Origin of the sequence: Acinetobacter sp. V102_4 (assembly GCF_031799005.1) — a bacterium.
Lineage (GTDB): Bacteria > Pseudomonadota > Gammaproteobacteria > Pseudomonadales > Moraxellaceae > Acinetobacter > Acinetobacter calcoaceticus.
Map to the genome: position 1 here is coordinate 116,388 of NZ_JAVQNR010000051.1, position 25,248 is coordinate 141,635.

Genomic DNA, 25,248 nt, shown 5'->3' on the forward strand with positions numbered 1-25,248 from the left:
TACCGTTGAATAATCCAAATAAAACTAAAGGTTGTTATATATAAAAAATAAAAGTTTTTATGATTAAAAATCCCCCGACGAATCGAAGGGAGATATAGAAAAAGTTTATTAAATTAAACTGATAAATATTTACTAATGGTAACTTCATCGATATTTGATCGGACATCTTCGTAAGCGAAACGGCCTTTATCAATCACCATGAAACGGTCTGCCATTGCCATAGTGAAACTCAGGACTTGTTCAGAAACTACAATGGTCAAATCTCGTTTGTCACGAATTTCTTTTAATGTTTTCGCAATATCTTTAATGATGGATGGTTGAATCCCTTCAGTTGGTTCATCCAATAACAATACTTTAGGATTAGTCGCAAGTGCACGTGCAATTGCTAACTGTTGTTGCTGTCCACCAGATAGATTACCGCCTTTGCGCTTGCGCATGTCCCAAAGTACAGGAAACAGCTCGTATAAGTCATCAGGAACTTTGCCATGGGCAGAATTTGGAAGGCCTGTTTGAATATTTTCAAGTACCGACATGGTTGAAAAAATCATTCGCCCTTGTGGTACATAGGCCATGCCATTTTCTACACGTTGGTAAGGATCAAGCTTCTCTAGATTTTTACCATTGAGCTTAATTTCACCTTTAGTATTTTTAATATCTCCAATCAGCGTTTTAAAGAGCGTTGTTTTACCCATGCCGTTACGGCCCATGATAGCCACAATTTCTTTGGGTTGAATTTTCATATTAATGTCATGAATAACTTGACTTTGTTTATAGCCTGAACACAAAGAATTGATTTCGAATAATTCACTCATATTAGGTCCCCTTAGTGTCCGAGATAAACTTCAATGACTTTAGGATCATTTTGAACGTCGTCCATTTTGCCTGCCGCCAAAATTTTACCTTGGTGTAGTACGGTGACTTTGTCCGCAATGGTTTTTACGAATTCCATATCATGCTCAATAACTAGCACTGACCGTCCTTGACTAATTTTTTTAAGTAATTGTGCCGTTTGCTCACGTTCAGAGACACTCATACCTGCAACAGGTTCATCAAGCATTAAAAGCTCGGGATCTTGCATTAGTAGCATGCCAATTTCCAGCCACTGCTTTTGACCATGTGATAATAAGCCGGCAGATGTGTCTAATAGTTCAGTCAGGAAAATCATTGATGCAACTTCGCTAATGCGATCACTAACATCTTTGGTACGTTTAAAGAATAACGCACCAAAAACATTGCGTCCTCTTGGAAATGACATTTCTAAGTTGTCATATACCGACAGATTTTCGTAAATATTTGGGTTTTGGAATTTACGTCCAACTCCCTTACGTACTATGTCGAATTCTTTGAGTTTGGTCAGCTCAATATCATTGAATTTAATCGTGCCCGAAGTGGCTTTGGTTTTACCACAAATGAGGTCTAAAACCGTAGTTTTACCAGCGCCATTTGGACCAATCACGACATGCACTTCATTTTTATCTAAATAGAAGTTGAGATCACTGACTGCTTTAAAGCCGTCAAATGAAACCGTTAAATCTTCAATAACGAGGACAGGTTTACTCATTTCTACGCCAATTTTATTCATTTAGCACCTCCTTTCATGACAGGTTCTTTGTTTTCGTCAGAATCGATGGTAGGTGGGGGAGTTGTTCCATTTAATGTTTTGTTTTTGATGAATAAAGGGCGTACATATTTTTGATAAACACCAGCTAAACCATCTGGAAGAAACATCACCACAAAGATGAACAGACCGCCTAGTAAAAACAACCACAGCTCAGGGAAAGCCTCAGAGAAATAAGTTTTGCCAAGGTTAACTAAGACTGCACCGTAGACTGCACCGATAAGAGATAAACGCCCCCCCACGGCGGCAAGAATTACCATTTCGATCGAAGGTACAATGCCGATAATGGTTGGTGACATGAAACCGACTTGTAGAGTGAACATCGCACCGCCAATTGACGAGACGACTGCGGCAAAACAGAAGATAAAGACTTTATACATGGCTACATCATACCCAGAGAAACGCACGCGTTCTTCTTTGTCACGCATTGCAGACAGTAGACGACCAAGTTTAGAACTCAGTACAAATCTGCTAATCATAATCACCGCAAGCAGTAATAATGCGTTGATGTAATAAAGAACATATTTGGCTTCATCGGTACGGATATCCCAGCCATGTAAGGTTTTTAGATCAGTAATACCGTTAATACCACCAGTAAAACCTTGCTGACCAATAATAAGAATGGTCAAGATTGCCACAATTGCTTGCATGATGATGGAGAAGTACACATCGCCTACACGACGTGTGAACATGGCAAAACCGATAATGAAGGCAAGCAAAATTGGAATAATAATGATGGCGAAGAGGGTGAAGCTAAAGCTATGAAATGGTTCCCAAAGCATCGGTAAGCTAGTGACTTGATTCCAGTCCATAAAGTCTGGAATACCCGGTGTTGTTTGCGCGGCTGTACTTTGCATGTCCGAAGCTTCAAGCTTTAAGAACATCGCCATACAGTAACCACCAATGCCAAAGAAAATACCTTGGCCTAAACTTAATATGCCTCCATGCCCCCAACAGAGCACTAATCCCACTGCTACAAATGCAAAAGTTAGATATTTGCCCATCAGATTTAAGCGGAATACATCAAGGAACATCGGCATTAAGAGTAGGATGATTATCGCTAGAATCATCAGCCCAATAGCACCTTCTTTACCCCCTAACAAGACATTCATTAGATTTTTCATATTAATCTCTCCTGAATATCTATTTACGAACTTTAATTGAAAACAAACCTTGAGGGCGTAGCATCAAGATGATGATTACGGTCGCCAAAGTAATCACTTTTGCGATAGAACCTGACAAAAAGAATTCTAGTAATGATTGAGCTTGGGCAATACTGAATGCAGATGCAATGGTACCTAGTAAGCTAGCTGCACCACCGAACACAACCACAAGGAAGGTATCGACAATGTAAAGAGAACCTGCTGTTGGGCCTGTGGAGCCGATGGTGGTAAAGGCTGCCCCAGCAATCCCGGCTAAACCACAACCTAGTGCAAAGGTCAAGCTGTCGACCCGTTTGGTATTGATCCCGACGGCACCGCTCATAAAACGGTTTTGATTCGTGGCACGAAGTTGTAAGCCCCAACGTGAACGATAAATCAGAAAGTAAACAAAGGCCGTAACAGTTAAAGTCACTCCGACCAAAAATAGACCATTAATAGGAATATCAATGGATTCTGTTGGTTGATAAGACCCCATCAACCAATCTGGAAGGGTGGGGCTGACCTCTTTAGGGCCGAATACCGAACGGAACAACTGTTGCATAATGAGGCTTAAGCCCCAAGTGGCTAATAATGTATCAAGTGGTCTCTGATATAGTCGACTGATCATTAGCCGCTCGACCATATAGCCAATAATCCCTGAGGTGAGAAATGCTGCTACAATCGCGATGATGAAATAGTAAGGTAGTAATTGAGGGAAGTAGTTTTCAGTCAGAGTTGAAATAAAAAATGTGGTATAAGCCCCAATGGTTAGGAACTCACCATGCGCCATGTTAATAACGCCCATCTGTCCAAAAATAATTGCAAGACCTAAGGCCATCAGTAACAGCACACAGAAAACTGATAAACCATTAAAGCCTTGCATGGCAAATATTGCACCGAATTCCGCAAATGAAATATCCATCGCATCATCCTCCAAGCTTTAAAATTGTGTGGTATAAAAGTTCAGGAGAATGACTTCTCCTGATCCTGTGGCAGTTAAATTAGTATCCTTTAGGGAATGGATTTGGCTTGATCAAGCCTTTTGATTCGTATACTACTTTGAATTGACCATTTGGAAGCACTTGAGCAATACGTGACTTGCTCCATAAGTGATGGTTTGGATCGATTTTCACGTAACCTTCAGGTGCTGTTTTAAGCTCTATACCTGGTGAAGCATTAGCTACTTTAGTGACGTCAAAGCTACCCGCTTTTTCTACAGCAGCTTTCCACAACCATGGCCCTAAATAAGCAGCTTGGGTTACATCACCCACCACAGCTTTAGGACCGTATTTTGCTTTAAATGCTTTTACAAATGCCACGTTATTTGGGTTGTTTAAGCTTTGGAAATATTTCATTGAAGAGTAGAAGCCCTTCATATTTTCACCACCAATCCCCAGTAATTCATCTTCAGTTACAGAAAGGGTTAGTAAGGTTTGTTTGTCGCTAGTTACACCAGCAGCTTTCATTTGTTTATAGAAGGATACGTTTGAACCACCAACGACAGCAGCGAAGATTGCGTCCGGTTTTTTTAGCTTGGTTTTGTTAATCAAAGAACCAAATTGAGTATGGCCTAGAGGATAGTATTCTTCTCCGACCACTTTGCCTTTCAATACTTTTTCAATGTGTGTGCGAGCAATTTTCATGGTGGTGCGTGGCCAGATATAATCAGACCCAATTAAGTAGAAAGTCTTCGCTTTCTTTTCTTTTGCTAACCAGTTCAAAGCTTCAAGAACTTGTTGCGTTGCTTCTTGACCAGTATAGATTACATTCTTCGATTGCTCTAAACCTTCATAAAATGTTGGATAGTAAAGCAGGGCATTATTACGCTCAATGATGGGTAGTACTGCTTTACGAGAGGCAGATGTCCAACAACCGAAGATTGCAGCAACTTTATCTTTTTCAGTAAGTTTCCGTGCTTTCTCAGCAAAAGTTGGCCAGTCAGAAGCGCCATCCTCCTGAATAATCTTGATTTGGCGCCCCAGTACACCTCCTTGCTTATTGATCTGTTCAATCGCCAAGCGTTCTGCTTGAATCGAGCCTGTTTCAGAAATTGCCATTGTGCCTGTTGCTGAGTGAAGCTGGCCCACGTATACAAATTTGTCATCCACTTTAAGCTTTGTGGTATTCACTTTTGCTGTTGCTGGAACATTGGCATTAGTCATTATAGGTGCAAGTAAAAAAGGTATTGTAAGTAAACCTGCCAGTAATCCAGCGGTATTTACTTTTGTTTTGAAAGTCATGATGTTTTCCCCTGATTTGAAGCTGTTTGAATTTATGCACTTGCTAATATTTGTGCACTTGGTATGGACTAAGACTAAGAGGAATTAAAAAATGAACATATACGTCACATTACGTATATAGCTGTGTAGTCCGTTATAGATTAATTTTTAGTTAGGCCTAAGTTGGGTAGGTATAGTTTTTGCTTTAACTTTAAAGAGTAACTATTTATAAATATTTGATCATCATGGATCCATCAGCCAAGCCCCACTCAGCACCGCAACGTGTGATCCCGACTCGCCGTAAATACAATACATGGGTCGTTGATGAAAGTATTGAAGATTACGCATTACGTTATGCTCCAAAGTCTGTTCGCAAATGGTCGCTGTGGACAGTAACCAATACGGCTATTGCTGCGGTCAGTTTTTTAGCAATGGAAGCCTTGGGCGCAACCATGTTATGGCAATATGGGTTTAATAATGCCTTTTGGGCATTATTGGTGGTTGCGATAATCATTTTTCTAACTAGCTGGCCGATTGGATATTATGCCGCACGCTATAATGTTGATATTGACCTACTCACCCGTGGTGCTGGTTTTGGGTATATAGGTTCTTCAATCACTTCGGTAATTTATGCCAGTTTCACCTTTATTTTCTTCGCCTTTGAAGCTGCAATTATGGCATTGGCATTGGAACTAGGTTTGGGTATTCCGCTTAGTATGGGATATCTGATCTCGGCTGTAATTATTTTACCGCTAGTAGTGAAGGGCATTGGCTTTATCAATAAAGTGCAAGCGATTACTCAACCCTTATGGTTATTTCTTCTTCTCTTGCCGTGGTGTTTTGTTCTTTTAAAACATCCCAGCTTACTAAAAGAACTTGTACTGATTGAGGGTGCAAAAAGTGGCAGTTCTTCATTTAGCTTGGCATTTTTTGGTGCGTCTTGTACGGTGCTCTTTGCTTTAATTACCCAAATTGGAGAACAAGCTGATTATCTACGGTTTTTACCGGATAAAAAAAATATTCAATATAAATGGAATTTGGCGGTATTTTTAGGAGGCCCCGCATGGATTTTGGTAGGTTTTTTTAAAATATTCATGGGTATGATGCTAATGGTATTAGCATTGAAATTTTTAGTGCCCAGCAGTCAACTCACAGATCCTAATTATTTGTATTGGATCGCTTTTCAACATGTTGTTTCACATCCAGGAATCGCTTTATTCTTGACAGTTCTATTGGTCTGTGTAGCACAAATTAAAATTAACGTCACAAATGCCTATGCTGGCTCGTTGGCGTGGTCTAACTTTTTTGCTCGTTTAACACACAGTCACCCAGGACGCGTAGTATGGCTAGTGTTTAATATTTTTATTGCCTTACTCCTGATGGAACTGGGTGTGATTCATGCTTTAGAACGAGTTTTAGGGCTTTACAGTAATGTGGCTTTGGCATGGATCGGTGCAATTGTGGCAGATTTGGTAATCTGTAAACCGCTAGGTCTAAGTCCCAAAGGTATTGAGTTTAGACGTGCTTATTTATATGACATTAATCCTGTTGGTGTCGGCAGTTTATTTATAGCTTCGAGTCTTTCACTGCTATGTTATTGGGGAATGTTTGGTGAGATTGCCAAATCTTTAGCAGGTTTCATTGCGCTTGGTTCATCGATCCTATGTGTACCTATTATTGCATATTTAACCCAAGGTAAATATTATCTTGCCCGTTTGGAAGAACAACCTTTATCCTGTGTAGAAACACATACCTGCGTAGTATGTGAACACGATTATGAAGCTGCGGATATGGCAAGTTGCCCCGCATATAATAGTCAAATTTGTTCTCTGTGTTGTACTTTAGAGGCACGATGTCATGATCTGTGTAAACCACATGCACGGTGGTCATATCAACTTCGTGTATTTGCAGTGTGGTTCTTACCAAAAAAATGGATTCAATATATTAATACACGTTTGAGCCTATATACATTATTACTCTTTGTGCTTGGTGTGGTATTAGCTGTAAGTCTCAGTTTAGTGTATTTACAAGAGCTTTCGAATACAGGTTATTCTTTCCAGCAACACGATGCATTATTGACTTTATTTATCAAAATTTATGCGGTGTTGTTTTTATTACTATGCGTTGCTGCATGGTGGTTAGTTCTGAATGATGAAAGTCGCCGTCAGGCACAGCTTGAAAGTAATACGCAAACTAAATTGCTCATGGATGAGATTGAAGCCCATAAAATAACTGATCGTCAATTACAAGATGCAAGAACTCAAGCGGAAAAAGCTAATGAAGCTAAAAGTCGCTATGTGGTGGGAATTAGTCATGAACTACGTACGCCACTAAATAGTATTTTAGGTTATAGTCAACTTCTTCAAAAACAAGAACGCTTATCTGAAAAAGGTGAAGCTGCGCTCGGAGTAATTAGCCGTAGCGGGCAGCATCTTACCTCTTTGATTGATGGTTTACTGGATCTTGCCCGAATTGAAACAGGAAAGATTTCTCTGGAAATGTCGAATATTAATTTTCCCAAATTTTTAAATCAAATCGTGAATATGTTTGAACCGCAATTTTTGCAGCGTCAACTCAAGTTTAAAGTAGAAATTAGCGAAAAAATTCCTGAATACGTTCGTATTGATAAAAAAAGACTTGAGCAAATTCTAATTAATATCATTGGAAATGCTTTAAAATTTACTATTTCGGGCCAAGTTGAATTTAAAGTTGATTATCGTTTTCAGACTGCTTATTTTGAGATTCATGATACAGGTTGTGGAATTGCTGAATCAGATCTAGAACGAATCTTTCAACCCTTTGAACGTGGAAATAACGTGGTTCAAGGCAGCTTTGCAGGTACAGGTTTAGGCTTGCCTATCGTTAAAATGTTGGTAGATATATTGGGAGGGGAGTTGAAGTTAAGTAGTCAGCTTCAACAAGGTTCAATTTTTAAAGTTAAACTATTTTTGCCATCTAAGTCACTGATTCACCCAATTGCTGATGTCGCATCGAATACTGTGGTTGGTTATACCGGGCAGCGTCAGAAAATTTTAGTGGTTGATAATGAGGTGACTGATCGTGGTTTAGTCTTAAACTTTTTACAGCCTTTAGGCTTTGTTTTGGAGGAAGCAGAATCAGGATTACAATGTTTAAGACAAGTTCCTGTGTTTAATCCTGATTTGATTTTGATGGATTTGAGTATGCCAGTGCTCGGAGGCTGGGAAACGGCTAAGTTATTACGTAAAAATAAGATTACCAATGTACCGATTATTATTATTTCAGCAGATGCCAATGAGCGTATGCAAAATCCTGAAACAGATGTATTAAATGAAGATTTTTTAGTAAAACCAGTCGATCTCAATTTATTGCTAAACAAAATTGGAGATAAACTTGGAGTAAAATGGATTCATCAACATCAAGCTGAAGAACAACCAGAAATCTATATTCCAATGCAAAACAATATCGGTGAAATAATAGATCCCTTTCAAATAGCTCCTTCTTTTGTCACCCATCTCAATCTGCAAGATGCACTAGCACAATTAGAACAACATTTGAGTATTGGTTATATTCGTGGAGCTAAACAACAATTGATGCAATGTAAGCAACAGTTTAATCAATATCAAGACATTTGGCAGCAGATAGAACAAGATCTACAGCGGTTTGATTTCAAAAGATCAATTCAACGTCTGCATGATTATGCTAATGTATTGAAATAGGATAGGGTATAAGGACGATATCATCTGAATTCATTAAGCCTGTTTTCTCTGATTCGCTAGTGTTTGTCAAAAGGATTTTTGCGAACTTCTTTAATCATTAAGTAAGTTATAAAGGATGCGAAAATACATAGAGCACCTGCTATAAAGAAAAATATATCATCATGATAAAAGCCAAAAATTAAACCGATTGCACTTAGCTTTAAGAAGAAAAGTAAAAAAGCATAGTAAACATATATCATTACTATTGTTTCCCATTAAATTGTTTATAAATGTATAGATAATAAAATGGTATATCGTTATTGTTCAGGAATAATTAAAATGACTAGAATTAAATTATTTTATATGTCATATAAGATTTGTTTTAGCGACATAACTGTTTGATTTCAATATTTATGCTTGCTTGGATTAATTGATAACTTACTTTCCTGATGGTTTAGACAAGGAAAGTAATTTTAAGAAGATAAATAAATTTTTTATTATTTTTTCTATAAGAGTTTATTTCTGACCCTAAATTATTAGAGGCCATTGAAATAGGGCCAAACAATAATCGGGATTTACGGACTGCTACGCTTAATATTGAGCGTGTACAGCAACAATATCAAATCACAAAAAATAGCCAGCTCCCGACCATTGGGGTAACTGGAAATGCAGTGCGGCAGGTTAGCCCATCTATTAACCCCAATAACCCAGTTTCTACATTTCAAGTGGGCTTAGGAATGACTGCCTATGAGCTAGACTTTTGGGGGCGTGTTCAAAATTTAAAGGATGCTGCATTAAATAACTATCTTGCAACTCAAAGCGCGAAAGAAGCTGTACAAATTGGTCTAATCAGTAACATCACTCAGGTCTGGTTAAATTATGCTTTTTCACAAGCCAATTTAAATCTTGCTGAGCAGACTTTAAAAGCGCAAGTCGATGCTTATAACCTAAACAAGAAGCGCTTTGATGTTGGTATTGACAGTGAAGTGCCACTAAAACAAGCACAAATTTCTGTAGAGACTGCTAGAAATGACGTTGCAACTTATAAGACTCAAATTCTACAGGCAAAAAATCTACTAGATTTGTTAGCAGGTTCTCCTATTCCTGAAAACTTACTTCCAAGTGATTCAATTAAAAATATTACCCTTGAGAAGAATTTTGTAGCGGGTTTACCAAGTGATTTGTTAAATCATCGTCCAGATATTAAAGCTGCTGAATATGGGTTGCGAGCGGCAGGTGCAAACATTGGTGCTGCGAAGGCTCGAATGTTCCCAACCATAAGCCTTACTGGTTCTACGGGTTATGCATCTACTGAACTTAAAGATTTATTTAAGTCGGGTAATTTTGCATGGTCAATTGGTCCAAGCATTGATCTACCAATTTTTGATTGGGGAACAAGAAAGGCGGGTATTAAAATTGCTGAAATAGACCAAAAAGTTGCTTTATCAGAATATGAAAAGTCTATTCAAACAGCCTTTAAAGAAGTGAATGATGCTCTTGCTACACATGCACATATTGAGGAGCGCCTAGATGCTCAGCGCCGTTTAGTCACTGCTACAGCTGCAACATATAAACTCTCAATGGCACGTTATAAAGCTGGAGTTGATAGTTATTTTACGGTTTTAGATGCACAACGCTCTGCGTATGCAGCACAGCAAGGCTTACTGGCACTTGAACAGGTCAAATTAAATAACCAAATTGAAATTTATAAAGTTTTAGGAGGGGATATCTAAAGAATCATAATATTTGTAATTCATATTTCTAGTTGAAGCTTGTTCCAATCTCTTAAATCAGCGCAAATGAAAAAAGAGTGTTTTCAACAAAGAACACATGGGATTTATCATAATTTCATATGTATTGAGTTTATAAGCCTGACTCTCGGATTTTTCCGGGGGCCAGCCCATAGCGTTTTTTAATCGCACGATTAAAATGTGATTGGCTAGAGAATCCTAATCTGTAAGCAATCTCACCAATAGTCACTTTGCGCTGATGTAAATCATGCAATAGAGCATAGCCACGCTCTAATCGTAAGGTCCAGATATAATCACTTACAGTAGACTGATCTTGCAGGTGAAATAGCCGATTTAAATGGCGTAATGAAATTCCAACAGCTGCGGCTACGTGTTGAGTGGAAAGGTCGGGGTCAGAAAGATTATTCGCAATATAATGTTTTGCTGTTTTTAAATAAGCATGATGTGCCCAGCTTAACTGTGTGCCTTTCGTGTGGTTAATCACAGTGGTGGAAATGAGTGCACGAATATCGTCGTAAAAACAGGCTCCATCTTGTTCCCACGGATTAATAAAATAGTTGCGAATAGTTGAACTGAGATTTGTGGCAAAAAGTTTGTCGCTTTTGGATTGATTAGAAAGTTGAAGCGGTAGTTGATCGATACTTAATTTACAAAGCTCTGAAAAAACATGGGTAGGAATATCTATTAAATATTGCTGCATCTCAGTTAAAAAACCAAAATGATACGGTACCCGTGTGTCATAAATAATGATCTCACCCGGTTCCAATAACAGACATTTTCCTTTTTGTACAAAATAGGCTTTACCACTAATAATTAGACAGGCAAAAATCGACTCTGAAATAGAACTACGTATGTTTTTTTCATCCCGCTCAATCATATGATTATTGCCAATGATATTGGCTATGCCCAACTCGGGTAATTTCACACAGGTCATTTCACATTGAATTCCTTCAAGATGAAGCGAAGAGGTCTTCAAACCGATGAGTGAGTTGGTGTTAGATGTGTTCCAGTATTCAAGTTGATCAGTAAAAGGTACATCTTCTGTCGAATAATGTGCATAAGAAACTATGCTGGAAGTGTTCATCCTAAACCGTCCTTATTTTAGTTTTTCATAAAACTTACTGTTATAACTATACGCATAAAGCGTTTAAAACAACCCTTTTTAATTGAAATTGACCATTTCAATACTTAAAAAATAACGACCTCATCAAGTCAGACAAATACTAAATAATGATGTCCTGCTGAATCAAAAAATACGTCCAGCTTAGATAAGCCAGCCTAGCATTGTTTCGCTAAAGTGATTTCCACGATATCAAAATTAAGGAGATATATCGTGGTTGACAAAGCGAAGGATGAATTTTGGCAAGATATTTCACCTATTCTTAATCCGTTAAAACCAGATGCGTTGCCTGAGGTTTACATTGCCGATGCAGCATCAGAGGATGAACGTCTTTATGTACCTTTTACCGATACCGTATCATCGCGTCCGCTATGGATTTCACCTTCACAAAATAAATGGTGCGATATTCTCATGGCCAAAAGTGCTGGTCTGGTTAACCGACACTACCATCCTCACGAAGTTTTTGCCTATACCATCTCTGGAAAATGGGGCTATCTGGAACATGACTGGACAGCAACAAAAGGGGACTTTGTTTATGAAACACCGGGAGAAGGACATACGCTCGTCGCTTTTGACCATCCTGAACCTATGCGTGCATTTTTCATTGTAAAAGGGCCACTGATTTGGTTGGACGAACAAGGCAATCCCGATGGATATTTCGACGTGCATTCATACATCGAGATGTGCAAAGCACATTATGAAAAAGTCGGCCTCGGCGCGGAGATGATTGAAAAACTTTATCGTTGATCTACAGCTGCAAAGGAATATGCAATGTATACATCTCATCGGTCCTTGTTGACCTACGAAAATCGGTTATTGCTGATTTTGTGCGTGACTTCTGGTTTTGTGTTTTTTGACCGTTTGGCCTTATCGTTTTTATTTCCTTTTATATCCGATGAGTTACATCTAAGTGAAATGCAGCTCGGCCTAATGTCTTCTGCACTGTCGTTGACATGGGCATTATCGGGTGCACTGTCAGGCGCGTGGTCCGATGCTCGAGGTATACGTAAACCCATTCTTTTGCTCGCGGTACTTGGCTTTTCAGTATGTGCGGCTGCTTCAAGTTGGGTGGTCGGGTTCATGAGTTTACTCATACTTCGTACCTTAATGGGGTTATTCGAAGGACCTGTTTTACCAATGGCACAGTCCTTAATGGTCGACAGTTCTACACCTGAACGCCGTGGACTGAATATGGGACTGTTACAAGGTTCATCTCCGGGTCTCATTGGCGGTGTGATTGGGCCACCCGTGGTGATCGGTATTGCGACTCACTATGGATGGCGCGATGCATTTTATGTTTCATGTATCGCAGGCTTAGTTCTAGCCTTATGCATATGGCTTTGGGTAAAAGAAAAGCCGAGTCAGGTACAACCTGCACAAACACAGCAAAACTCTCATGTAAGCAGATGGACTCTACTACGTGAACGGAACATTTTGTTATGTGTGCTGATCGGTTGCTGTTTTCTCACGTGGTTTGTGGTGATTATTTCATTTGCACCAACATTTTTAATGAAATATCGACACTTTTCTGCAACGGACATGACCATTGTTATGACTTGTCTAGGTGCAGCGTGGGTGTTTTGGGGATTCGTGGTTCCCGGTCTATCAGACCGTATGGGACGTAAGACAGCTCTGCTGATCTTTTCCCCAATTGCTGCTTTATGCCCAATTGCCATGATCTACGGCACATCTGTCATGAGCCTAGGAGTATTCGTGTTCTTAACGTATACGGGGCTTGGTTGTTTCACGTTATTTATGTCGACCATTCCCGCTGAAACCGTGCCACGCCATTCAATTGCAAGTGCACTGGGACTGATTATGGGAACAAGTGAACTGGTAGGTGGCTTTTTTGCCCCGATCGTCGCAGGTTTTGCAGCTGATCATTATGGGTTGGCAATTGCCATGTGGATGGCTGCTGTCGCCGCTATGATGGCAGGCCTTTTCTCAGCTGGACTTAAAGAGACCGCACCGATCCTACTAAAAAAGCAAACCGACAACGTAATTTCATAAATACAAACTGATGATGACGGAGAAAAATATGATGCGCGCGCTTAAATGGCATGCTGCCCATGATATTCGTTTAGAAAAAATTGAAGTACCAACACCCAAAGATAACGAAGTCGTTGTTTCGGTTGCCTATTGCGGCATTTGTGGCAGTGACTTACATGAGTATGACAGTGGTCCACATGCGATTCCGATCGAAGTACCTCATAAACTGTCAGGTACGGTCGCACCCATCGTCATAGGACATGAGTTTTGCGGCACAGTGGTTAAGGTTGGAAGCTCTGTAAGAAACTTCAAAGCCGGCGACCGTGTTTCGGTAGAACCAGAATACCGCTGTCAACAATGTGCATATTGTGAAACTGGCTCATACAACTTATGTGTATCAATGGGTTTTGCTGGATTAATGGGAGACGGCGGCATGGCTGAGTTTGCCGTTATTCCATCTTATATGTTGCACCATTTACCTGATACGGTGAGTTTTGAACAAGCTGCGACATTTGAGCCAGCCGCAGTAGCACTACATGCCTTACGCCGTGCCGAACTCAAACTTGGTGACACATGTGCCGTATTTGGTTTAGGGCCAATTGGACTGTTATTGGTTGCACTCGCAAAGTTACAAGGAGCCACCACCATCGTTGCGGTCGATGTTTCAGAAGAACGCTTAAACTCTGCGAAACAAGCTGGCGCAACGCATGTATTCAATGGTCGAGAGTTTGATAGTCATGAATTGGTTCAAGCCATTCAAGCTGAAACAAACGGGTTAGGGGTAGATGCTAGCTTTGAAGCTGCTGGCTTAAACGCCACTTTGGAAAATGGATTACAGGCCCTGCGTAAAGGAGGGAAATTGGTCATGGTGGGCCTCATGCCTGAAGCTAAATTTAACTCGTTTGATATGGTCAATAATGAGTTGTCTCTCATCGCGAGTGTGGGCTATCGACATGTGTATGAAGAGCTTATTCAACTGGTTGCAAATAAAATGTTTGATCCGTCATTCATTGTGACTAAAGTTGTTCCGCTGGAGCGCGCAGTAAAAGACGGTTTTGATGCGCTACTTGAAGACAGATCCCAAATCAAAATTTTGGTCGCACCAAACTTGAGCGCCTAGAAAAATGAGTAGGCATTTTTCACACACCTTTCAAAAGAAAAATGCCTGCCCAACTCTAAAAATAACTGAATACTTCTATATAAACAGGCTAAATTTCTACACATATCTTTTTATAAACCTCAAATTAACAATAATTAGATAATTATTTATCCTTACTTTTTAATGGTCTATTTTAAAAACAAATGTCATTTTGTGTGCTTGACGACAAGAGATTTGGACACTATCCTTTGCCTGCTGGCCACATTGCCAGTCGGTTTTAGCAGACCGCATAATAACTCCCGCATCAGAGCTTTTCCTTCTGAGGAATAACCTTGTGTGGTGAACTACTCGTTCCCTCCCGTAGCGGTAGGACGGGAGAGGGACACCTTCGGGTGTGCTAGTTTGAGTTATTACTAGTCTGCTAACCCTCTTCCGTTCTGCCACCATAATTTAAAATGTCTGGCAGAACTCCCAGTAGAAGGAGTTGGCTTTGCACATTCATTATTTCTTGGCAACCTTTGCCAAAAGCTATAACGACACAACTTAAAAATTTAAAGCAGCTTGATCACCAAAAGGTTTTCAGGCTTTAAGTCATTACGGCTCAAAAAACTTGCATCAACAATAAAACTTGAGATGTGCTGTGCACAGTCTTTACGGCTTTGCTATGCCTTTTTTATCTCATTCATATACAACAATAATTTGACACGGTAAAACTATGCCACATTCAGATCTTCCATTTCGTGCTTTAAGCGTGCTTCATTCTGCAAGATATCTTTTTAATAAATACGGTTTTCACAATGTCGGTGTAGACCGAATTATTGAGTCGGCAAACATCCCTAAAGCCACCTTTTATAACTACTTTCACTCAAAAGAACGTCTTATTGAAATGAGCTTAACTTTTCAAAAAGATGGCCTTAAACATGAGGTCATTTCAATTATCCATGTTCAAAAAGAATTAACACTAGTTGAAAAACTCCGCAAAATATATTACTTACACGCCGACTTAGATGGGCTTTACCATTTGTCGTTCAAAGCGATTTTTGAAATTGCGAAAACACATCCAAAGGCATATCAGGTGGTAGTTGACTATCGGAACTGGCTGATTAATGAAATCTATAATTTGCTTTTAAAAAGCAATGAAAATGCTTCAAAACAAGATGCACACATGTTTTTGTTTGTGATTGATGGCGCAATGGTTCAGCTTTTAGACCCGAACAAACCAGATGAACGGAAGGGATTGCTTGAGTATTTTTTATTACAGTTAGTGTGAGTTGTACTGTGCTGATGGAAATCTAAAGAATAGCTATGCACATAAATTATATAAGTTTTTTAAAAGCCTGTATAACTATATTTTTATTTTTTAATTAAATTTCAACAGGATACATGGTTGTTTGAATTTTAAATAAGAGCTTAGCAAGCTTAATAATTTTAATGTTTAAAAGGCGATTTAGAAAAAGAAATCTATATAGCAGCCAGTAGTAGTCACAAAATACAGCTCGTAAAGGTGATGTGCAGTTCACAATGGTAAATATAAAAATGTAATGACAACTTATAGGAAGCTGTGTAGAGAATTATTCTGGCTAAGATTAGAAATAGGGTTAAGCCAGTTTAAGTAGTTAAGAGTGCCACGGCTTAGTAAGTTGCTTGAGCAACAGATGCAGTCGAGCAAGCTTTTAATAATTCAGTGTAATGAAGCATAAACGGCGTAGTAACAACGTAGAGTAGCCAGAGCTTTATATGGTAGGTTTCCAAATCTTCTATTTAACATAATATACATTATACGAACAATTATATAATTCTTTATTAAGTCTTTAGTTCTATCAAGCTTTTAGCTACATGTCTTCTTGCTGTTGCCTTACCATCACAGTTGTACGATAAAAAATATTGCTGCCCATTGATGACAACCACTGTAATAAAGAAATCTTTATTCAAATAAAATTTATAAAACTCAACTGAACTAAATGATGATGATCTTCATCAAGTTTAACTGCTTGCGAACATGACACCATTTGCTCAAGCCCACGATCGAATTTCTCTGATTGCAAAATTAGATGAATATTCTGTGCCTTTATCTCTAGCACATTCGTCTACTTTGAGTAATTTGCTTTTAAAGATGTTGTGTACGTTTGTCCTGACAAATAGCCCTTATCCGATGCTTATCACGCTGAATTTTCAGGTTCACAGAATGAAGATTCTTGGGACTAAATTTGATTTAATTAAATATATAAGTTGTTGATAATAATGGTTTTAATTTTTTAAAGTTGCTTGACAAAATAAAACTTACACATAGATAAAAATTAAAAAAGCCCAACTAGCTTACTAATCAGGCTTATTTAAAGAACATTTAAACTTTAAAGCGCAATATCAAACTCTGGTGTAGCTACTGTAGGTTGTAATCGAGCACGTTGCTTTTTAAAGTGTGGAAGAACGTGTTCACCAAGTCGATATGATTCTTCAAGATGTGGATAGCCTGCAAGAAAGAATAACTCTATGCCAATGCTATTATATTCTTGAATACGCTCAATAATCTGTTGGTAGCTTCCCACTAAAGCAACACCTGGTGGAACACCAATATAGCCAAAGCCAGACCAGACATTTGGATGTATAAAGAAGTCGCTGACATTTTTACTACCATCTTTTTCAGCGTATTCTTTTTCGAAGCTTAATACGCGTGCTGAACGTAAACCCGCATGGGCTGCTGCTGCATGTAAACGTTGCTTTTCAGCTGCTTCATCCAAAAAGCGCTGTGCTTCTGCCAACGCTTCTTGTTCAGTACGGCGTGCGATGGTATCTATTGATAAACCAAATTTTATATTTTCACGACCATACTTTTTTGCACGTAAACGTACATCGGCAATCAATGCAGCGATTTCTTCAGGTTTTTCAGCTCGCATTAAATAATAGTCGGCATGTTTTGCTCCAAACTCGCGAGCAGCCTCTGAAGAACCTGCTGTACAAATAATTGGGAGGCTCGCTTTATTCAGTGGATATTTTAATCCACCACCTTCTGCTGAATAGTACTTTCCTTGATAGTGAAATGAAGGATTATTCCAATATCCTTTTACAACATCTAGAAACTCTGTAGCACGTGCGTAACGTTCGTCATGAGGTAAATCATCACCTACTTGACGTTGGATTACTTCCGAGCCGCCATTAATAATATTCCAAACCAGTCGATTGCCAGTTGCACGCTGATAAGTTGCCGCAGTTTGTACAGCATTATATGGACTAAAATGATAAGGCTGGAATGCCGTCACAAAGTTAAGTTTTTTGGTTTCTCGAGCAAGTAACGAACATACAGTCCAAGGTTCTTCACCCGTTGGCGCATTCACCATGAGTGCGCCGGCAAACCCATTAATTTCTGCTGCCCGTGCGATCTGGCTTAGATAATCAATATAGGTAAAATCATCACCTACGTTGTAGTTAGAAACCGCTCCGGTATTTTCAACATTTTCAATATTGGCCCAATCACCGCGATTACGTGGATCACCGGGTAAAAATTCTGTTTCGCCATGAAGCGGCAAACGTGTAAAAAATTCAATTCCCATTATTTTCTCCGTAAAGCAAAGCTTAGAATTTTGCAGTGAGAGAAACACCAACTTGACGTGGGTTTCCATAGGTTAAGACATATTGTCCAGCAGGACCATTTGGTCGCCCGTGAACTTGATATTCTTCATCTAATAGGTTTTTAACGTAAGCATTAACTTGGTATTTATTATTTGCGCTGATATATCCAACGTTCGCGTTCCATAAGGTGTACGCTTTTTGACTCAAGATTGGGTCAACTGAATAATCTTGACGATTTACTAAGAAAAACTCACGGTCACGATATTTTGCATCTGTGCCCACAATAACTCGTGCTCCACTATCAAGGTTAAAGGTATATTCACCCCCTAAACCGATGGTGTACTTAGGAGAACGAACCAAGCTGTTACCTGTATTGTCAGCATTTACGACATTGGTTACTGGGTTTTTATCAACGAAGTCGGTGTATTCACTGTCTAAATAGGCTCCGGCAAAGCGTAGGCGTAAATTATCGGTTGCCAAATAATCTAATTCTAATTCTGCACCTTTTACTTCTGCCTTAGGACCATTTGCTAAAACTGAAGTTACCCCTCCACCCTGTCCTTCGGTCGCAACCAATAGGTTTGTTTGAATATCTTTGTAGTCGTAATAGAAAATATTAGCGTTGGCCGTTAAATTGCCTTGTAACAAGCTAGACTTCAACCCTAGCTCATAGCTATTTAGATATTCAGGATTAACATCTGCAAGTTGAGTCAGACTACTTGAAAGACCGGTGTTGAAACCTCCTGAGCGAAAACCTCGAGCAAAACGGAAGTATGTGTTGATATCAGAAGTAATTTCATATTCTGGCGTAATATCGTAAGTCAGCTCATTCCATCTCTTTTTACGACTTGTTGAACCATTTGCATTCGGCGCTGGGTTATAAACTGCATTACTGTACCCATCCTTTTGCCACCAACTGCCTTTGGTGTAGTCGCCAGAGGTAATTTGAACAAGATCTACATCAATATCTTTTTCTTCACTTGTCCAACGTAGACCACCTGTTACTTTAAATTTGTCGGTAAATTTATAGGTACTGTTTCCAAACAAGGCAAAACTTTGGGTGGTCTGGTTATAGGTAATATCCCTGAAAGCAGGCGTTCCCGCGGTTTGAGCTGGAGCACCATTCGGTAATGTTTTGTTTACTCGTGCGCTTACCCCTGTTGAGTCTAGATCTTCATTAAAGTAGTGAAAACCTGCGATCCAACTGAGTTTTTTTTCAGCATCGGATGAAATGCGAAACTCTTGGCTGTATTGGCGCCACTCATTATCACTATAGCTTCGTGCTACATCGTATGGTGTATAGTCACCATCAGAAATGGATTTTTGAGTGGTCTTATCAAACGCTGTAATGGATGTAAAAGTATGACCGCCCCCTAAATCTCCTGTTAATGTGAGCGATGTACCATCATGTTGAATTTTATTGCTTTCAGCTAAATCTAAATTTGTATCTCTGCCTTCTGGTCTCTCATAAACACCCCAGTATTTTCCAATACTTAAAGAGCCATTATTGCCGAGACCATTATAGGTTTGGCTATGCAGATTGACTAAAGCATTCCAATCATCATTAATTTTTCCTAATATCTGGAAACGGAATGATTTTTTATCAACATCTCCGTAGTCTTCTCCACTGGCTAAATTCTTTGCATAACCATCACGGTCTTCTGAATAGAATGCTCCTCGTACGGCAACATTATCTGATATAGCCCCGTTCACGGCGCCTTCAAAAGTACGAAGATTATGGTCGCCTATTCCTATAGTTCCATAACCGGTCGGTTTATCTGAAAAAACAGGTTTTCGTGAAATGTAATTTACTGCACCAGCCGTGGTGTTTTTACCGTAAAGGGTGCCTTGTGGACCACGTAGAACCTCAATACGTTCTAAATCGAATAAATCTCCAGCACCAGCAACAGGCGCATTTAAATAAACCCCATCTGCATAAATACCGACTGGAAAAACTGTGGAGGCAGCAACATCGCCAGTTCCTAGACCGCGAATATACCAACGTGGACGGCTATCGCCATCAGGGTTTTCAGCTGCTGCATTAGGTGTATAAGTCAAAACATCGCCAATAAATGTTGAGCCTTTCGCCGCCAAATCTTTACCTGAAACCGCTGTAATTGCAGTCGGAACTTTTTGAATGTTTTGTGCACGATATTGTGCAGTAACGATGACATCGCCTAGTTTTTTTACATCTTTAGCATTTACCACCTGAGCTTGTTGCTCAGGAGGAATTGCATCAGCATCATCGTTCGCTAAAGCTAATGTCGAAACACTCGCCGTTACTCCCCACATAGCAGTTAAAATACTCTGCCTAATTTTTGTAACCTTAAACATGGTGACTCCATTTAAATAAATCTATTCTTATATTGGCAACTTCTATGCCATTTAATTTGTTTAAGTAATTTCAAATACTTAATAAAATTTTAAAAATAAAATTGACTCAATGCTGCTGATAGATAGACAGTCTGAAAGGTATTATTGTTGTTATTTCAACATTCACGATTTAACGTGTTTTATATCCCGTATTAATAATAAAGCCATACAGAAGTATGGCTTTTTAAGATTCTTGGAAATGATTGATTGGTTTTAAAATTTATAACTAAATTGGCCTTGTACAGTCAGTGGACGCATAGGTTGTAAAAACTCGCTATTCGCTCCTGCCAAACCATTCACAAAATTTCGTTCATTGGTTAGGTTAAGAATGTTAAGACCCACCGTCCATTGTGGCTGGCGATAATAAAGACCTAAGTCCAGATTATAGTTATTCGGTACTTTCACGGTTTGACTTAAGTTTGTGTACCAGTAGCTTGTCCACCATCCTGATAGGTTGACCCCAAAACCAGACTGATGTTGGTAATCTACATAAGCACTTGCAGAGTACTTGGGAATTCCTGCTGCGTCATAGCGTCCGGCTTTACGTTGGTTTAAAGCGTTATTGTCTCCCCAAACCGTAGCATTGTCCGCGTGAAAGCCAAATGGTGAAAAACCAGCAGGTATAATAGAACTGTATTCAGCATCCAAATAAGTGAAATTTCCCCCAATCGCTATATTTTTTTGTAGTTGCCATCTTAATGATGACTCAATGCCTTTCACTTCAAAGCGTGCCATATTGCCGTTCGTATCCGGTGATAAATCCCGCTTTTGTTCAAATCCACTTAAGGTTAAAAATAACTGGTCAGTAATAGATTCATATTTAAACCCTATTTCTTTTAGCTCACTTCCACTATCAAAAGCTAAAGGATTGAGTTGATTTCCTGCGCCCCAAATCAAGAAAGGTCCAAATACTCCCGTATTTAATGCAGTACTTTTGTCATAAGTAAAATAGAGTGTACTTTTTGCAGTAGGCTTAATAAACGTACTCAGTTGATAGCTCAATAGACTATATTTATCACTCGATGAACGAACATCTGCTGGGGTTAAATCAAGTGGATTTTCAAGTTTTGCTCTTACAGAACTATGGTTAATACCTAAATTAATACCGAATACATCGTTAAAGGTAAAGTTTTGTTGAGTGAACACACTCAACGTATCCCAGAAACCCGAGCCGGTATAGACAGCTCCTCCTCCATTTGGTGGGAAGCCACCTTTTTCTGCATATAAACCATTTCCAATTGGGTACATGCGCGGTAAATTTAAATAACCAAAATATTGAGAATATTGAGGCACTCCGGCTTGTCCAATCCAACCTCCTGTTGAACCGCTATTATTAATCAACCCCAGTAAATCACCAGGGTTTTTCTGCGATGGATCATTGGTTAAATCATAAGGATTAATATTAAAACTATTATTTGCAGCTAAAGACGTAAACTTCTCATGACGATATGTTCCACCTGTACTGCTTTTATTATTAATTTTTACGCCCCCTATTTCAAAATCATAGTCGCCTAAAAATTCTAGTCGGTTATCAATTAACTCATGATCTAAATCTGTAAAAAAGCTTCCAACAGAGTCGCCTAAATCTTTGTTATTTTGATAGAGCGTACTGTTTGCAATAGACCAATGTTCATTTAAATCTTTAATTACTTTTAATTGAGTGCTAAATCGCTTGGCACTATTTTTATCTTCACTACGTCCTGAAACATTATCATCTAGCTTGACCAATTCATTGCCAGGAATTGATGGATCGTAGACCCAACCTTTAATAGTTCCTGCTTGATCAGCAGTTGAGTTCGGTAACGGTGTGGTCTGAACTCCACCAACAGCCACATATTGGTTTTTATCGTTCTTCTGACGAGTTTGCCAACCAATGACTTTAGAATTTGCCGCACCCGATTCAAATACAGGAGACCAAAAAGTCGAACCGTTTTGAATAATAGGCGTAGCTCTACCTTTGTAATAAAGGCCATTATCAACTGATTGTTGTGATGCTCTATTCCAGCCATGTGTCACATTAAAATCGTAATAGTCATCGTAACTGATATTCCAATCTACCCTTAAACGATCATTTGGACGCCAAGCAAGCGCTCCATAAAATGCATTAAAGTTATTTTTCACATTGTCATAATAGTCATCTGTTTTTTGTGCTGTTGCACTCACGCGAAATGCTAACTCTTTTGAAATGGGTGCAGTATGATCAATACTGACAGAGAAATTAGGCTCTGCACCTTTACCTGAGTAAATTGAACCTACAGTCCCAGAGATATTGGTCTCAGCCTTATCAAAATTAGGCTTTTTGGTTAGGTAGTTAATATATCCGCCAGAACCTGAAGTCGGCGCAAAAATTACACCTGTTGGCCCTGCCACAATATCGGCTGCTTCATAAGCATTGAGATTGGTCGGATGGCGGGTACTATAAATTCGTTGGCTATCTTGAAAAACTTCTGAGTTCTGTCCACGAATTTGTGGAGCAAAGTTAGCATTTTGTCCCCCGCCTCGCGTAATGCTAGGTGCATATTTGACAAGATCATCCGCACTGCGAATAACATCTTCTCTAAATTGTTGTTCTGATACTTGGGATACTACACGCGGGGTATCCAATACAGAGCTATCCGTTCCATAAATTGAGGTCACTTTGCGTTTGGGAACAACGGTGGTTTTCTTAGCTGCTCCAGTAACGACTACATCTGACAAAGTAATTACATCACTTTCATAATCGCCTGCTTGTTGTGGTGTTTCTTCGGCAAAAACATATAACGGTAAAGTCGTCCCTAATACGCTAAGCGCAATAACTAAAGGTTTTAATTGAAAAGACTGTCTCATATCACACTCAGTAAAGTAAATTTACAATGCGTTACGCAAAGCCTATGCCAACCATTAAATGCCCAAATAACTTATCCTAACCATTTGATTCAATTATTTTTAATTTCTCATTGTTTACTTATTAGTTCTATTCATGTTTATTTTTTCAACAAAGCTGTTGAAATAGAGACACCCACTAAAAACAATACTTGTTTAAGCTTTTGATAAATATATTAAAATTATATAAAAATATTGGCATTTATTCTGCAATACCTTAGAAGATGAAGATCTAATCAGGTATTTATAATGACAAATCAAACATTTCTGTTATCACGTCGAAAATTTTTAACACAAAGTCTCACGGCGCTAGGTGGCGTCTCTTTGTTGGGCAGTTTATCAGGCTGTGGCCCCTCTCCAGATAATAGTACCGAATCAAAAACTACCTCAGCAACGCCTAAGCATGGAGGAGTTATACGCTTGGGTCTAATTGGAGGACAACAATCAGGCAGTCTAGATCCTCATCTTTCAGCATCGGGAAGTGGTATTACACGAGGTTTCGCGATTTATAATAAGTTATGGGAATGGGATGAAAATATGCTGCCCCGACTTGCTTTAGCGGAGTTTGCCGAACCTAATCACAATGCAAGTGAATGGACTATCCGTTTACGCAAAGGCTTAGAATTTCATCACGGTAAGACCATTACGGCAGATGATGTGATCTTTTCAGTTAAACGTCTAACAGATCCTAAACTCGCTTCACCATTTCGCAATCTGGTGCAGTGGATTGACCGAGATCGTATTCAAAAACTAGATGAATACACGGTTCGTATTCCTTTTATTAGTACGATTCCCGGCTTTGTTGCACTGCCCGAAACTTGGGTAAACTTTGGAGGAATTGTACCGACTGACTTCGACCCTATTCATAATCCAGTCGGAGCTGGTCCATATAAAGTCAAAGAGTTTATTCCAGGGCAGCGTTCTGTTTTTACCCGTTTTAACAACTACTTTAAAGCAGACAAACCTTATGCAGATAGTTTTGAAGTGATTGATTTTAAAGATCAGGTCTCTCGCTTAAATGCTTTATTGGCTGGGCAAATTGATGTCGCAAATGCGATTTCACCTGAATACATTAAAATTTTGGAGCAAGCAAAACACATTCAAACCATACGCTCTGAGACCAATACGCATAATAGTTTTGACTTTAATACTCAACAAGCGCCGTTTAATGACCCTAGAGTGCGTCAGGCATTTCGTTTAATTGCAAATCGAGAGGAGTTGGTACAACGGGGCTTAAATGGGCAAGGTCGAATCGCCAACGATCTTTATTCGCCGCAAGACCCTGCCTTTCTCAATTTACCGCAGCGCCAACAAAACATTGTCGAGGCAAAAAATCTATTAGCGCAAGCAGGTTTTAAAGATGGTTTAAGTATTGAGCTTGTTACCGCAGTCAGTAGTGCTCAACCTGCATTAATTTTTGCCGAGCAAGCAAAACAAGCCAATGTGAATATTCGTGTTAAACAAGTCGATTTTGCAACGTTTAATGGTCCTGACCGCAATAAGTGGCAGCTTTCGAGTAATGCGACCAATGTAGGCACACCCTATTTATCGACTGCCGTTGTTAATGATGCTCCAATTTCCACAACCAATCGTGTGAACTTTAAAGACCCTGAATATAGTGAGTTGTTTTTTAAAGCGCTGGCAGAGCCTGATTTAGCCAAACGCAGAATCCATTTAGCGCAAGCACAAAAAATTCAACATGAACGTGGTGGAATGCTTATTTGGGGATTTAGCCATACGATTGACGCAGCAGCTAAAAATATTGGCGGTTTAGCTCCTGAACATACGATTTTTCCGACATGGCGCTTTGAAAAACTCTGGAAAGCTTAAT

15 protein-coding genes and 1 pseudogene are annotated in these 25,248 nt (G+C 39.2%); 7 read left to right on the top strand and 9 right to left on the bottom strand.

The window, feature by feature from the left end:
- Window positions 1-113: 113 nt before the first annotated feature.
- From urtE to urtA, 5 genes are all read right to left on the bottom strand, one after another.
- Window positions 114-812: an urea ABC transporter ATP-binding subunit UrtE gene (gene urtE / locus RMB13_RS16390; RefSeq protein ID WP_192454422.1), complete on the bottom strand. Its 699-nt coding sequence runs from the start codon at window positions 810-812 to the stop codon at window positions 114-116.
- An 11-nt stretch (window positions 813-823) separates the two neighbouring features.
- Window positions 824-1,582: an urea ABC transporter ATP-binding protein UrtD gene (urtD, locus tag RMB13_RS16395; RefSeq protein WP_192454421.1), complete on the bottom strand. Its 759-nt coding sequence runs from the start codon at window positions 1,580-1,582 to the stop codon at window positions 824-826.
- A complete protein-coding gene (gene urtC / locus RMB13_RS16400; protein WP_311085804.1) occupies window positions 1,579-2,742 on the bottom strand; it encodes an urea ABC transporter permease subunit UrtC in 1,164 nt (387 codons plus the stop codon). The genes urtD and urtC overlap by 4 nt, the downstream gene beginning before the upstream one ends.
- Window positions 2,743-2,761: 19 nt before the next feature.
- Window positions 2,762-3,682, bottom strand: a complete 921-nt coding sequence (gene urtB / locus RMB13_RS16405; protein WP_192454419.1) for an urea ABC transporter permease subunit UrtB — start codon at window positions 3,680-3,682, stop codon at window positions 2,762-2,764.
- A gap of 79 nt (window positions 3,683-3,761) precedes the next feature.
- Window positions 3,762-5,000, bottom strand: a complete 1,239-nt coding sequence (gene urtA / locus RMB13_RS16410) for an urea ABC transporter substrate-binding protein (RefSeq protein WP_192454418.1) — start codon at window positions 4,998-5,000, stop codon at window positions 3,762-3,764.
- Between the two features lie 224 nt (window positions 5,001-5,224).
- On the opposite strand from urtA, the gene RMB13_RS16415 reads away from it, so the two are divergent.
- Together RMB13_RS16415 and adeC are read left to right on the top strand one after the other, a co-directional pair.
- A complete protein-coding gene (locus tag RMB13_RS16415) occupies window positions 5,225-8,677 on the top strand; it encodes an ATP-binding protein (protein WP_311085805.1) in 3,453 nt (1,150 codons plus the stop codon).
- Between the two features lie 491 nt (window positions 8,678-9,168).
- Window positions 9,169-10,389, top strand: a pseudogene (gene adeC, locus RMB13_RS16420) (AdeC/AdeK/OprM family multidrug efflux complex outer membrane factor); the annotation flags it as partial.
- 130 nt (window positions 10,390-10,519) lie between these two features.
- Here adeC and RMB13_RS16425 read toward each other — a convergent pair.
- A complete protein-coding gene (locus RMB13_RS16425; RefSeq protein ID WP_311076844.1) occupies window positions 10,520-11,491 on the bottom strand; it encodes a helix-turn-helix domain-containing protein in 972 nt (323 codons plus the stop codon).
- Between the two features lie 249 nt (window positions 11,492-11,740).
- Here RMB13_RS16425 and RMB13_RS16430 point away from each other — a divergent pair, with 249 nt between their 5' ends.
- The 4 genes from RMB13_RS16430 (at window position 11,741) to RMB13_RS16445 (ending at window position 15,885) form a co-directional block, all read left to right on the top strand.
- A complete protein-coding gene (locus RMB13_RS16430) occupies window positions 11,741-12,274 on the top strand; it encodes a 2,4'-dihydroxyacetophenone dioxygenase family protein (protein ID WP_311076845.1) in 534 nt (177 codons plus the stop codon).
- A 24-nt stretch (window positions 12,275-12,298) separates the two neighbouring features.
- Window positions 12,299-13,537, top strand: coding sequence for an MFS transporter (locus RMB13_RS16435; RefSeq protein WP_311085806.1), 1,239 nt, complete (start codon window positions 12,299-12,301; stop codon window positions 13,535-13,537).
- A gap of 28 nt (window positions 13,538-13,565) precedes the next feature.
- Window positions 13,566-14,636 (top strand): 2,3-butanediol dehydrogenase, encoded by a 1,071-nt coding sequence (locus RMB13_RS16440; RefSeq protein WP_311076847.1) that lies wholly within the window; start codon window positions 13,566-13,568, stop codon window positions 14,634-14,636.
- A 694-nt stretch (window positions 14,637-15,330) separates the two neighbouring features.
- Window positions 15,331-15,885 carry a TetR/AcrR family transcriptional regulator gene (locus RMB13_RS16445; RefSeq protein ID WP_311085807.1) on the top strand — a complete coding sequence of 185 codons (555 nt, stop codon included), beginning with the start codon at window positions 15,331-15,333 and terminating at the stop codon, window positions 15,883-15,885.
- A 1,081-nt stretch (window positions 15,886-16,966) separates the two neighbouring features.
- Here the strand turns inward: RMB13_RS16445 and RMB13_RS16450 are convergent.
- The 3 genes from RMB13_RS16450 to RMB13_RS16460 form a co-directional block, all read right to left on the bottom strand.
- On the bottom strand, window positions 16,967-18,163 hold the full coding sequence (locus RMB13_RS16450) for an LLM class flavin-dependent oxidoreductase (protein ID WP_311085808.1): 1,197 nt from the start codon (window positions 18,161-18,163) through the stop codon (window positions 16,967-16,969).
- Window positions 18,164-18,185: 22 nt separating this feature from the next.
- Window positions 18,186-20,516 (bottom strand): TonB-dependent receptor, encoded by a 2,331-nt coding sequence (locus tag RMB13_RS16455; protein WP_409070793.1) that lies wholly within the window; start codon window positions 20,514-20,516, stop codon window positions 18,186-18,188.
- A 252-nt stretch (window positions 20,517-20,768) separates the two neighbouring features.
- Complete coding sequence (locus RMB13_RS16460) at window positions 20,769-23,381, bottom strand: TonB-dependent receptor plug domain-containing protein (protein ID WP_311085809.1); 2,613 nt, start codon at window positions 23,379-23,381, stop codon at window positions 20,769-20,771.
- 285 nt (window positions 23,382-23,666) lie between these two features.
- On the opposite strand from RMB13_RS16460, the gene RMB13_RS16465 reads away from it, so the two are divergent.
- Window positions 23,667-25,247, top strand: a complete 1,581-nt coding sequence (locus tag RMB13_RS16465) for an ABC transporter substrate-binding protein (protein ID WP_311085810.1) — start codon at window positions 23,667-23,669, stop codon at window positions 25,245-25,247.
- Window position 25,248 lies beyond the last annotated feature (1 nt).